The 12,490-nt window shown below is 71.6% G+C and carries 9 protein-coding genes and 1 pseudogene; 5 read left to right on the forward strand and 5 right to left on the reverse strand.

Features of this window, described 5'->3' with window-relative positions; genetic code table 11:
* Positions 1–324 precede the first annotated feature (324 nt).
* Positions 325–1,131 (forward strand): annotated as a pseudogene (locus ABZX61_RS23020) (histidine kinase); the annotation flags it as partial.
* Here ABZX61_RS23020 and ABZX61_RS23025 read toward each other — a convergent pair.
* A complete protein-coding gene (locus tag ABZX61_RS23025; protein ID WP_355197385.1) occupies positions 1,054–4,179 on the reverse strand; it encodes a BTAD domain-containing putative transcriptional regulator in 3,126 nt (1,041 codons plus the stop codon). The pseudogene ABZX61_RS23020 and the gene ABZX61_RS23025 sit on opposite strands and share 78 nt — an antisense overlap.
* A gap of 64 nt (positions 4,180–4,243) precedes the next feature.
* On the opposite strand from ABZX61_RS23025, the gene ABZX61_RS23030 reads away from it, so the two are divergent.
* A complete protein-coding gene (locus tag ABZX61_RS23030; RefSeq protein WP_355197387.1) occupies positions 4,244–5,101 on the forward strand; it encodes an NAD(P)-binding domain-containing protein in 858 nt (285 codons plus the stop codon).
* Here ABZX61_RS23030 and ABZX61_RS23035 read toward each other — a convergent pair.
* A complete protein-coding gene (locus tag ABZX61_RS23035) occupies positions 5,098–6,468 on the reverse strand; it encodes a cystathionine beta-synthase (RefSeq protein WP_350725759.1) in 1,371 nt (456 codons plus the stop codon). The two genes, ABZX61_RS23030 and ABZX61_RS23035, sit on opposite strands and share 4 nt — an antisense overlap.
* A 146-nt stretch (positions 6,469–6,614) precedes the next feature.
* Here ABZX61_RS23035 and ABZX61_RS23040 point away from each other — a divergent pair, with 146 nt between their 5' ends.
* The 3 genes from ABZX61_RS23040 (at position 6,615) to ABZX61_RS23050 (ending at position 10,330) form a co-directional block, all read left to right on the forward strand.
* Positions 6,615–7,622, forward strand: a complete 1,008-nt coding sequence (locus ABZX61_RS23040; RefSeq protein ID WP_355197389.1) for an SGNH/GDSL hydrolase family protein — start codon at positions 6,615–6,617, stop codon at positions 7,620–7,622.
* 89 nt (positions 7,623–7,711) lie between these two features.
* A complete protein-coding gene (locus tag ABZX61_RS23045) occupies positions 7,712–9,070 on the forward strand; it encodes a PQQ-binding-like beta-propeller repeat protein (protein ID WP_350725763.1) in 1,359 nt (452 codons plus the stop codon).
* Between the two features lie 45 nt (positions 9,071–9,115).
* Entirely contained in the window at positions 9,116–10,330 is a 1,215-nt protein-coding gene (locus ABZX61_RS23050) for an acetyl-CoA C-acetyltransferase (protein WP_355197391.1), read from the forward strand.
* Between the two features lie 437 nt (positions 10,331–10,767).
* On the opposite strand, the gene ABZX61_RS23055 is transcribed toward ABZX61_RS23050, so the two are convergent.
* From ABZX61_RS23055 to ABZX61_RS23065, 3 genes are all read right to left on the reverse strand, one after another.
* A complete protein-coding gene (locus tag ABZX61_RS23055; protein WP_350725766.1) occupies positions 10,768–11,175 on the reverse strand; it encodes a PPOX class F420-dependent oxidoreductase in 408 nt (135 codons plus the stop codon).
* Positions 11,176–11,240: 65 nt separating this feature from the next.
* Complete coding sequence (locus tag ABZX61_RS23060; protein ID WP_185068609.1) at positions 11,241–11,474, reverse strand: DUF4287 domain-containing protein; 234 nt, start codon at positions 11,472–11,474, stop codon at positions 11,241–11,243.
* Between the two features lie 168 nt (positions 11,475–11,642).
* A complete protein-coding gene (locus tag ABZX61_RS23065; RefSeq protein WP_355197393.1) occupies positions 11,643–12,434 on the reverse strand; it encodes a Bax inhibitor-1/YccA family protein in 792 nt (263 codons plus the stop codon).
* Positions 12,435–12,490 lie beyond the last annotated feature (56 nt).

The following is a 12,490-nucleotide window of genomic DNA, read 5'->3' on the forward strand; positions in this document are numbered from 1 at the left end:
TCTCGGCCGAACGGCTGATACGAGATGTCCGACTTCCGGCCTAGGCTCGAGGCCGTGGTGGAGAGCAAGCGCATCGTGTACTGGATCCGGCGGCTGAGCGAGATCGCGATGATCGGCTGGCTGGGCATGATGCTGATGCTCGACCTCGTGCTGGCGGGCCTCACCGGAGGCGTCCAGTGGCTCGTGCCGTTCTGCGGCGCGGCCGGCATCGCGGCCGTGGTGCTGCGGCGCCGCTACCGGATCGAGGGGTTCAGCATCATGCTGGCCCTGTCGTTCAGCGTGTCGATCGTCATCGGCAGCACCGAGCTGCGGGGCGCGCCCGGGATGGCGGAGACGGGATCGCTGCTCGTCCTGATCATCGGCGTGCTGCGGCACGTGGAGCCGGTGCGGCGGGCGGCCGTGCTCGCGTGCGTGGGCCTGACCGTGCTGCTGGCCGAGGCCGTCGGGCGCAAGTACAACGACTCGGGGCTGGCGTTCTCGTTCCTGCTGTTCGCGGGGTGGTCGACGGCGGCCGGGGTCGGCGGTTACCTCCGCTTCCAGCAGGAGCGCCGCACGGAGGCCGTCTATTCGGTACGGCGGGCCGAACGCCTCGAACTCGCCAGGGAGCTGCACGACCTGGTCGCCCACTACATCACGGGCATCGTGGTCCAGGCCCAGGCCGCGCGTACGGTCGCCGAGACCAAGCCGGAGGCGGTGGCGCCCGCGCTCGACGCGATCGCCACGGCCGGGTCCGAGGCGCTGACCTCGATGCGGCGCATGGTCACGGTGCTGCGCACCGAGGACGACGCGGCCCGCAAACCCGGCGTCACGCTGGCCGACCTGCGGATGCTGACCGAGCGGTTCTCCGCCGAAGGGCCGAAGGTGGCGTTCGAGATCGGGCAGGGGCTGGACGATCGCACGCTGCCGCCCGAGGTCATGACGACCCTGCACCGGGTGCTCCAGGAGTCGCTGACCAACATCCGCAAGCACGCCTCCCGTACCGCCTGGGTCGAGGCGGGTCTGCGGCGCTTCGAGAGGGTGGTGGTGCTGCGGGTGCGGAACTTCGGGTCGGGGTCAGATCCGAAGGTGTCGCGCCTCGGCGGCGGGTTCGGGCTGGTCGGGATGGCCGAGCGGGTGGAGGCGCTGGGCGGCAGGCTCTACGCGGGCCCGTCCGCCGAGGGTGCCTGGGAGGTGGTCGCCGAGTTCCCCCTCCCGTAGGGCCCGCTCGAACGCCTCGCCGCCCAGGACGGCCCGCAGCCGCCCGCCGATCCGCTCCACGTCCAGCCGCTCGCCCACCGGCAGGGGCGCCCCCACCTCCCGCCGCATGGCCGTGGCCGCCCCGAGCAGCCTGGCCGCCTCCGCCGGCCCACTCTCCTGGTCGATCGACGCCGGCCCGAGCTCCTGGTCGATCGACAGGGCTCCGGCCAGGCCCTCCAACGCCAGCGCGATCGCCCGGGGATCGCCGGTCTCCCGCGCGGCCTCGTACCCCTCGCGATGCCTGGCCAGCGCGAGCGCCGCGGCTCCGCGCTGCTCGGCCGCGAAGCCCAGCTCCGCCATGATGAACGCGATCCCGGGCGTCCCCCGCACCCTCCGCAGCCAGTCGAGCAAGGGCAGCAGGTACGACTCCGCCTCCTCGTACCTGCCCTGCCGCCGGGCGCTCAGGGCCAGGCCGACCACGGCGTGTTCCTCCGCGGACTTGTGCGACTGCTCGACCGCCAGCCGCCTGGCCCGCTCGTGGTAATCGTCGGCCCGCTCGTAGTCACCGGACAACATCGCGATCCGGCCCAGGGAAGCCACCTTGAACGACACCTCGAACCCCAGTTCCTCCGCCAGCCGCAGCCCTTCCTCCCGCAGCCGGGCCGCCCTGGCGTAGTCGCCGCGGATCTCCGCCGCCCGGTCGAGCACGTCCATGGCCTCGATCTGCCCCCACCCGTCCCCGAGCTCCCTGAAGACCGCCAGGCCCCGTTCGCCGTCCCGTTCCATGGCCGCCAGGTCGCCCCGGACGACGGCGAGCTTCCCGCGCAGGCAGAGCGCCGCCGCCTCACCCCACCGATCGCCCAGCTCCCGGTACACCGCCAGCGCTCGCTCCGCCGCCGCCTCGTGCGCTCGCCGGTCGCCGTAGGCCCACCCGGCATGGCTCGGGAACCAGTCGGCCAGCGCCGCGCCCGCCGGGTCGAGCTCGGCCCGCCGGATCGGCGAGCCGGGCTCGCCGATCAGCGACTCGATCCCGGCCAGCCAGGCCGACGCCCGCGCCCCCTCCGCTCCGGAGGCGGCGGGCGTCCCCAGGACCGCCGACAGTGCCACCGACAGGGAGCGGCGGGCCTCGCGCAGGCGGCCGCGCAGGAACCAGTACCAGGCCAGGGCGTTGACCAGACGCAGCGGCTCCGGCCCCGCGAGGGCGAGCCGGAGGTTGGCGCTCTCGGCGTCGAGCCGGGCGAGCCATTCCCGCTGCCCGGGCCCCTTGAGGTCCGCCCGTTCGGCCAGGGCCGTGTAGTGGCGGGCGTGGCGCTCCCTGATCGCGTCGTACTCGCCCGCCTCGCGCAGCCGCTCCACGCAGTACGCCGTCACGGACTCCAGCAGCCGGTAGCGCGGCCCGGCCACGCGCACCACCAGCGACCGGTCGACCAGCCTGGCCACGGTGTCGAGCACGTCCACGCCGGGCTCGGCGCACACCTCCTCGGCCGCGTCCAGCGTGCACCCGTCGGCGTGCACGGCCAGCCGCCGCAGCACGACGCGCTCTGGTTCGCTCAGCAGCTCCCAGCTCCAGTCGATCATCGCCCGGAGCGTGCGCTGCCGCGCCGGCGCGTCCCGCATGCCCGCGCTGAGCAGCCTGAACCGGTCGTCCAGCCGGTCGGCCAGCTCCCGCACCCCGAGGGCGCGTACACGGGTGGCGGCCAGTTCGAGCGCCAGCGGGATGCCGTCGAGGCGTCGGCAGATGGTGGCCACGGTCTCGCTCGGCGGGACGTTCGCCCGGGCCGTGAAGAGCCGTACGGCCTCGGGTTCGGGCAGGGGCGGCACCGCGCGTACGGACTCGCCCGTCACACCCAGCGGCTCCTGGCTCGTGGCCAGCACGCGCAGCCCCGGGGCGGTGCGCAGGAGGGCGGCGGCCAGCTCGGCCGCCTGCTCCACCAGGTGCTCGCAGTTGTCGAGGACGAGCAGCATGCGCTTGCCCGCCAGCGCTCCTGCCAGCCTGGGCGCGAGCGGGGCGGCGTCGTCGTCCCGCACGCCGAGCACGGCCGCGACCGCCTCGGCGGGCTCGGCCGCCCCCGCCAGTTCGGCCAGCCACACCCCGTCGGGGAAGTCCGGCCCCGCGTCGGCGGCGGCGGCCAGGGCGAGCCTGGTCTTGCCGACGCCGCCCGGCCCGGTGAGGGTCACCAGGCGGGAGGCGGCGAGCAGCGCACGGACGTCGGCCAGCTCCCCCTCCCGGCCGACCAGGTCGGTGAGCGGCGCGGGCAGGTTGGTGGCGGGCGCCACCGAGGAGGCCGGCGTCAGGCCGGGGTCCTGGCGCAGGATGGCCTGGTGGAGATCGGCCAGCGCCGGTGACGGGTCGAGCCCCAGGTCCTCCCCCAGCCGCCTGCGCAGGCCCTCGTAGGCGGCCAGGGCCTCGCTCTGCCGCCCGCCCCGGTAGAGCGCCGTCATGTGGGCGGCGACCAGCCGTTCGCGCAGCGGGTGGCGGGCCACCAGGTCGCCAAGGTCCACGGGCCGGCCCAGCTCCAGGCGTACCTCCGCCTGCTCCTCCAGGGCCGCGAGGCGCGTCTCCTCCAGGCGCGCGGCCTCCGGGAGCGCGAAGGCGGCGTCGGCGAAGTCGGCGTACGCGGGCCCGCGCCACAGCGCCAGCGCCTGCTCCAGCTCGGCCGCGCGCGTGCGCGGATCAGGGGACCGGCGCTCCACGAGGGAACGGAATCGCCCGGCGTCGCAATCGTGGGCGGCCAGCCGGTATCCGGCGGGCCCGTGCACGACCAGGCCGGGGTCGCCGAGGGCCCGGCGCAGCTGGGAGACGCGGGCCTGGAGGGTGCCGACCGGGTTGCGGCCGGTCGCGGCGCCCCAGAGGTCGTCGATCAGCCGGCCCGCCGAGACCGGCCCGCCCCCGTGCGCCAGCAGGTCGGCCAGGAGCGCGCGTACTTTGGGCTCGGCCACCGGGACGGGCCTGCCGTCCTCGGCCCGGACCTCCAGCGGTCCCAGCACCCCGAATCGCACCACGTCAGTACTCAACCCGTGGCGGGGCCGAAGGATTTCCGTAGCGGCGTGTCCGAGGGTGTCGGGCATGAGTCAAGTGACAGTCGTGGGAATGGGCCCGATGGGCTCGAAGATGGCCGAGACGTTCCTGGCCGCCGGACACGAGGTGGCGGTCTGGAACCGTACGGCGAGCAGGACGGCGCCGCTGGTCGCCCAGGGCGCCAGGCAGGCGGCGAGCGCGGCGGACGGCGAGCTGCTGGTGGTCAGCCAGATCAGCTACCAGGCGATGTACGACAGCTTCGGCGACGCCAGGCTGGACGGGAAGGTGGTGGTCAACCTCAGCTCCGACACCCCGGAGGCGCTGCGCCGAGCGGCCCGGTGGGTGGAGGAGCGCGGCGGCACGCTGATCACGGCGGGCATCATGGTGCCGCCGCCGGGGATCGGGCAGCCGGGCGCGTACACCTTCTACAGCGGCCCCAAGGACGTCCTCGACCGGCACGCCGGGACGCTGGAGGCGCTGAGCGAGGTCACCTACGTCGGGGCGGACCGGGCGCTGGCGATGATGTACTACCAGGCCCAGCTCCTGATCTTCTGGTCGAGCCTGACCAGCTTCATGCACGCCATGGCGATGCTGCGCACGGCGGGCACCGCGCCGGCGGAGTTCCTGCCGTTCGCCCGGGACCTGTTCACCCAGCTGGGCGGTGACGGACCCATGGGGTACGCCAAGATCCTGGCCGAGGAGTTCGCGGCCGGGAAGTATCCGGGCGAGCTGAACTCCCTGCACATGCAGGCCGTCGGCATCGGCCACGCCGTGGAGGCGCTGGCCGACGCCGGGCTGGAGACCACGGTCCCGGGCGCGCTCAAGGCGTTGTTCGAGCGCGCCGACGCCGAGGGCCGGGGCCACGAGGGGCTCGGCACCGTGATCGAGTCGATCAGAAAGCCCTAGTGATTCGCGAGGAAGGCGAGCAGGTCCTGGCGGGTGATCATGCCCGAGGGCTTGCCGTCTTCCAGCACAACGGCCGCATCGGCCTTCTCCAGCGCTTCGACCGCACGGGCCACAGGTTCACCACTGCCGATCATGGGTAGTGGCGCCGACATGTGATCACCGATCTGGTCGTCGGAGGAGAGTCTGCCGTGGTAGAGGGCTTCGAGGAGGTCGCGTTCGACGATGGAGCCGACCACCTCGGCCGCCATGACCGGCGGCTCCTCCTTCATCACCGGGAGCTGGGACACCGAGTATTCCCGCATGATCGAGATGGCCGTGCCCACCGACTCGTGCGGATGCGCGTGCACGAACTCCGGCAGCCCCGCTCCCTTCCGCGCCAGCACGTCGGCGACCAGCCCCTCCTCGGACGACGTGGTCAGGAAGCCGTAGTCGGCCATCCAGTCGTCGTTGAAGATCTTGGACAGGTAGCCGCGCCCGCCGTCGGGGAGCAGCACGACGATCACGTCGTCGGGCGCGGCCGTGGCCGCCACCCGCAGCGCCGCCACGACAGCCATCCCGCAGGAGCCACCAACCAGCAGTCCCTCCTCGCGGGCGAGCCTGCGGGTCATGGTGAAGGAGTCCTTGTCGGACACCGCGATGATCTCGTCGCAGATCTTGGTGTCGTACGTGGCGGGCCAGATGTCCTCGCCCACCCCTTCCACCAGGTACGGCCGGCCGCTGCCGCCGGAGTAGACCGAGCCCTCCGGGTCGGCTCCGATGATCTTCACGCGGCCGCCGGAGACCTCCTTGAGATAGCGGCCGGTGCCGCTGATGGTGCCGCCGGTGCCGATGCCCGCGACGAAGTGGGTGATCCGGCCCTCGGTCTGCTCCCAGATCTCCGGACCCGTCGAGTGGTAGTGGGAGTCGGGGTTGTTGACGTTGGAGTACTGGTCGGGCTTCCAGGCGTTCGGCACCTCGCGGGCCAGCCGGTCGGAGACCGAGTAGTACGAGTCGGGATGGTCGGGCGAGACGGCGGTCGGGCAGACCACGACCTCGGCCCCATAGGCCCGCAGGACCGAGATCTTGTCCTGGGCCACCTTGTCCGGCACCACGAACAGGCACCGGTAACCCTTCTGCTGGGCCACGATCGCCAGGCCAACCCCCGTGTTACCGGAGGTCGGCTCGACGATCACGCCTCCCGGACGCAGCTCGCCGGACGCCTCCGCGGCCTCGATCATCCGTACGGCGATGCGGTCCTTGACCGAGCCGCCCGGGTTGAAGTACTCGACCTTGGCCAGCACCTGCGCGGACAACCCCGCGTTGACTTTGTGCAGCCGGACGAGCGGAGTGTTCCCCATGAGATCAACCAGGGAATCGTAAACGCGCACCGCGGTGTTCACCTTCTTTACCGAAGCTTGGTCAGCTTGCCAGTGGCCGAGATCCAGTGGGGGTGGCCGGCACTCGGCTAGTTTTCAAGCAAACGCTACCGCTGAGTTCGACTAGGAGGGCACGTACGGTGGTCTGGCCAGCTGGTATGGCGCGCGCGGCACGCAAGATCGCCACGGCCGCGGCGCTCGGAGGTGGCGGGCTCACGGCCCTCGGCGCGACGGCGTACGGGCTGCTGGTCGCCGAAGGGCTGCTCGCGCGCCGGGCCATCGGGCAGCCGCACGGCCTGGACGGGCCGCCTTCCGACGGCACGTACGGCGACTTTCCCGGCGAGCCGCTCAAGATCGCCATGCTCGGCGACTCCACGTCGGTCGGGCTCGGCATGACCGACCCCGCCCAGACGCCCGGCGCGCTGCTCGCGCACGGCCTGGCCTCGGTCGCCGAACGCCCGGTACACCTGCTCGTCGTCGGCAAGTCGGGCTCGCCCTCGTCCGAGCTGGGCGACCAGGTGGACAAGGCCCTGGCCATGGAGACCGACATCGCGGTGATCTTCGTGGGGGCCAACGACATCATCACGCAGACGCCGCCCGCCGTCGCCGTACGCCATCTGGCCAAAGCCGTGCGGCGGTTGCGGGACGCGGGGGTCGAGGTGGTCGTGGGCACCTGTCCCGACCTCGGCACGGTGCGGCCGATCGGGCAGCCGCTGCGCTGGGTGGCGCGGCGGTGGAGCCGCCAGCTCGCCGCGGCGCAGACGGTGGCGGTGGTGGACGCGGGCGGCCGTACGGTGGCGTTCGCCGACCTCCTGGGCCCCGAGTTCGCAACAAATCCGGCAGAAATGTTCGGACCGGATCGTTTCCATCCATCTGCCCGAGGTTACGCGCAGGCCGCTTACGCGGTGCTACCGTCAGTGTGCGCTGCGTTGGGGCTGTGGCCTGAGCCGCGCCCCGCACGCGGCGAAGCACTACAACCGATCTACCTTGCGGCGGCTACGGCCGCGGAGGAGCCCGGCACCGAGGTCACCGCGACCCGGGTCGACGGACGGGCGACGGGCCTGCACGGAAAGTGGGCGACGTTGTTCCGCCGACGGCTCGGCGAGACGTTCAATGACGCCCGGCGTCTGACGTCCCGGCTCGGCGAGACGCTCGACGACGCCTGACGTCCCCCGTCAAGGCCCGCCGAGTGCCAGTGTCGGTTACTCTGCGCGCCCGCGTCGCCACTCCTCGTCCCCTTTGGAGTGGATTGCCCGTGCAGCGACCCCTCTGGAAACCGACCGTCGCCCTCGCCGGAACCCTCGTCGGAGTCCTCTCCGCGGCCGCCTGCTCCGGCAGCGACGCGGCCACCACCCCGAACTTCCCGACCTGGCAGAACACCCAGGTCAACGCCGTCAGCCGGATGGCGGTGGCGGGCGGGGTCGTCGCCGCCACCTCCATGAAGCCCGACGGCTCGCTGGAGACCGTCGCCGTCGGCCTGCGGGACGGCAAGCGGCTGTGGTCCTACCCGGCCACGATCGCCGGCCGCCTGCCCGGCATGGGCGTCTCGGCCCCGGCGGTCGTCGAGACGTCCCCGGGCCAGGGCGTGGTCGTCGCGCTCGACCCGGCCAAGAGCGGCCACTGGAACGCCACGCTCATCGCCCGCGACGCCCGCTCGGGGGCGCAGAAGTGGAGCAGGCCGGTGCACTCGACGTTCGGGCCGCAGCGGTGCGGGCCGTACGTCTGCGTGTCGGAGCACACGGCCCTGGCCAAGGCCCGCATGGTGGTGCTCGACCCGGCCACCGGGAAGACCCTGTGGAAGCTGCCGGGGATCTCCGAGGTGGAGTGGTCGGACCCGAGCCGGGTCCTGCTGCTCAGGCTGGCCGCCAGCCCCATGATCGAGTCGTACGAGCTCAAGACCGGCAAGCTGCAGTGGCAGCAGCCGATCGAGCAGGCGCTCGGCCCGGGGATCGACATGTCGGGCGGGTGGGCGTTCGGGGCGACCGGTGACAATCTGGTCGGCTACGTCGCCCCCTACACGAACCCCCAGACGAAGAAGGTCTCCGCCTTCGGCCTCTTCTCCGTCAAGATCGCCAACGGGACGATCAACTGGATGCGGCCCTCGGTCGTACGCGTCTATCCGAGCGGCAGCCCCGGCTACGCCCCCGTCGTACGCCCCGTCGACCGCCAGGGGGCCTACGGCGGCTTCGCCCGGCTGGACTCGGAGAGCGGGCGGGTGGTCGGGCAGGTCACCGCGGCCGACGTGCCCGGGTCCGGCTGGTGGCTGGCCTTCCCCGACCGGATGGACAAGCTGGGCTTCCTCAAGCACGACGCGAAGGGCACGGCGTTCGACCTGGTCTCGGGCAAGCCGGTGCCGGTGGAGGAGCAGCACGGCTGGTCCTTCTGCGTGACCGACCCCAAGCCGCTGCCGCTGCGCGGGCAGGCGCCGGGCTTCTACTCGACGGCCGCCGTCTGCGAGTACGACCTCGCCACCGGCAAGCAGGTCAAGGGTGCGGTCGTGCCGCCTCCCTGGTTCACCGGCAGCCAGGACGGGTGGCGGCTGTGGCGCGACGAGCAGGGGGCCATCCACGCCATCAACGACCAAACCTCCACCGCGCCCGGCATGTACGGATAGGACCGGAATATAGTTCTATCTGTAGCACCCGACAAAGGAGGGGCCATGCCCGAGGCAGTCATCGTCGCGACCGCGCGTTCCCCGATCGGCCGGGCCTTCAAGGGCTCGCTCCAGGAGATCCGCCCCGACGACCTGACCGTGCAGATGATCCAGGCGGCGCTGGCCAAGGTGCCCCAGCTCGATCCCTCGTCCATCGACGACATCATGCTGGGGTGCGGGCTGCCCGGGGGCGAGCAGGGGTTCAACATGGCCCGGGTGGTGTCGGTGATGCTCGGGCTGGACAACGTGCCCGGCACGACCGTGACGCGCTACTGCTCCTCGTCGCTGCAGACCACGCGGATGGCCTTCCACGCGATCAAGGCGGGCGAGGGGGACGTGTTCGTGTCGGCCGGGGTGGAGACCGTGTCCCGGTTCACGAAGGGCAACTCCGACTCGCTGCCCGACACGCACAACCCCGTCTTCCTGGACGCCCTGTCACGTACCAAGTCCTTCGCCGAGGGCGGGAAGGTGTGGCACGACCCGCGCGAGGACGGCGTCGTCCCTGACATCTACATCGCGATGGGGCAGACCGCCGAGAACCTCGCCCAGCTCAAGGGGGTCACCCGCCAGGAGCAGGACGAGTTCGGGGTGCGCTCGCAGAACCTGGCCGAGAAGGCGCTGGCCGACGGGTTCTGGGCCAAGGACATCACGCCGGTGACGCTGCCGGACGGGACGGTGGTGGAGAAGGACGACGGGCCTCGGGCGGGGACGACGTACGAGAAGGTCTCCACCCTCCAGCCGGTCTTCCGGCCCGACGGGACCGTGACCGCCGGCAACTGCTGCCCGCTGAACGACGGGGCGGCGGCCGTGATCGTGATGAGCGACGTCAAGGCCGCCGAGCTCGGGATCACGCCGCTGGCCCGGATCGTCTCGACCGGGGTCACCGGGCTGTCCCCGGAGATCATGGGGCTGGGGCCGGTGGAGGCCTCGAAGCAGGCGCTCTCGCGGGCGGGGATGGCGATCGAGGACGTCGACCTCGTGGAGATCAACGAGGCGTTCGCCGCCCAGGTGATCCCGTCCTACCGGGATCTGGGGATCCCGCTGGACCGGCTCAACGTCAACGGCGGGGCGATCGCGGTGGGGCACCCGTTCGGGATGACGGGGGCGCGGATCACGTCCACGCTGATCAACAGCCTGCAGCACCACGACAAGAGCATCGGGCTCGAGACGATGTGCGTGGGCGGCGGCCAGGGCATGGCCATGATCCTCGAACGCCTCTGACCACTTCCCATCCATTTTTTACGCGCTGCCCGGGCAACCACCCGCCGCACTCCGGCTGACGGAGCGGCGAGCCTGGGGCGGAGAGCGGCAGCTTGCGTGACCAGCGGAGCCCCGTGCGAGCGCGACCATGAGCAGGGCCCTCCAGGGAAACGGCCTCTGACCCTTCACCGGCTGAGCGCCGCTACGCGAGCCCATGGTTGCCCGGTTACGTTCCCCCACCTTGCCCACCGCCCGTTCTTGCGCCGAGCACCACCGCACAACGCTCCGCCGACCCGGCGCCCAAACGACCCGCCGCAGCGCCCGCGCATGCCGCACAGCGGCGCCACCGCCGTACGCCATCCGGTGGGCCGCCATCGCGTCCTGAGCGCCGAGCATCACCGCGCCCCGCCCCGCCGACCGGGCACCTGATCAAGCGTTCCCGTGGCCGGGGGAGGTGGTCAGCCGTGGGTGTCCGGGCCGGCGTGGTGGGGGGTGATGCGGAGGAGGACGCGGCGTTCGCGGGTCATGGCGGCGCGGTAGTCGTCCCAGTCCGGGTGCTCGCCGGAGATGTCGCGATAGTACGAGACCAGGCCCTCCATGGCGTCCGGGAGCGACTGGATGTCGGCCGTCCCGTCCACCTGGATCCATTCGCCGTAGAAGCCGTCCGTGAAGACGCACAGCGAGACGTGCGGGTCGCGGCGGGCGTTGCGGACCTTGGCGGCCGTTTCGCGGGTGCTGACGATGACCTGGCCGCCCGAGACGCCGGCGGTCACCGGGGACATCTGCGGGCGCCCGTCGCGACGCTTGGTGAGCAGGACGGCGCGGTGGTGGGTGCGGAGGAAGGCGAGTGCCTTGTCGAGGTCCATCTCCTCATGATGACGGCCATGAGGACGCGCCCGCGCCTGGGGCACGGGCGCGAGGATGGATGGGCTTAGATGAAGCCCATGCGGTTACGGCGGTGCCGCTCGTGTTCGTGCACGATCGCGGCAGCGTAGCCGTGGGATAGCCCGTGCTCGTCGGCAAGCCAGTTGGCCCGCTCGTCACACCTCAGGAAAGCCGGGCCGTTGTCGATGGCTTGGAACCACTCTGGGAGTTCGCGCCCCGTTATGGACGGGACTCTTGCGATCAGCTTTGTCTGCGTCTCCGGTGAGTGGTTCAAGGACATGGGCACCTCCGCGAATAAGGGTCCTTTGCTCGACCCTGCAACACCAGCGTCCGAATGGCAAGCCCCCAACCAGGCATCATTTTGTGACGGCACGTAGATTTTCGGTCACACAAGGAGAGGGCCCCGCCGGAACGGCGGAGCCCTCGGGGGTGACGCAGACGTTAACGATCAGTCACTACTGGTGAAATAGCTGACGAACCGCAGCACCTCGAGGTAGATCCAGACGAGGCTCAGCGTCAGACCGAACGCGCACTGCCAGGCGAACTTCTCCGGCGCCCCCTCCCGCACGCCCTGCTCGATCGAGTCGAAGTCGAGCAGCAGGAAGAAGCAGCCGATCAGGATCATGACGATGCTGAACGCCCAGCCGATCGGGCTGTCGGTGCGCAGGCCGAGGCCGCCGTCGACGAAGAAGCCGAGGACCAGGTTGACGAGCAGCAGCCCGAGCGCCGCGATGCCGGCCGCGAGGCCGAACTTCACGAGCTTGGGTGTGACGCGGATGATCCGCAACGAGTAGACCGTCAGCACCGCGCCGAACGCGAACGCCGTGCCGAGCACGGCCTGCAGCACGATGCCGCTGATCATGCCCTCGAAGACAGAGCTGATCTTGCCCAGGAACACGCCCTCGAAGACGGCGTACCCCAGGATGAGCGCCGGGTTGGTGCTCTGCGTGAACGAGGCGATCAGCCCCAGGATCAGCGCGACGACCGCGGCGCCGATGGCGACCACTGGCGGGACATTGAGGACCCAGGCCGCGGCGGCGGCCGCGACGAGAGCCCCGAGGGTGAGAAACCCGCGCACGACGACGTCGTCTAGCGTCATGGTGCGGTACGCGGGCCGAGTGGGTTGCGCGTACGACGGCGCGTCGTACATGTTCTGCAGCTGGTCTGGGGACGGGGACGGTCCGGCCCAGCCCGCGGACTGCTGCCGCGACCTGCTGAAAACGGGGTTCTTGCTCTCCATCGCTGCCTCCTGTGACGCCGAGCCTACGGGGCGCGGCGACACCTTGGTCAACTGAC

The organism is Nonomuraea sp. NPDC003709, from assembly GCF_040610775.1.
GTDB classification, from domain to species: domain Bacteria; phylum Actinomycetota; class Actinomycetes; order Streptosporangiales; family Streptosporangiaceae; genus Nonomuraea; species Nonomuraea angiospora_A.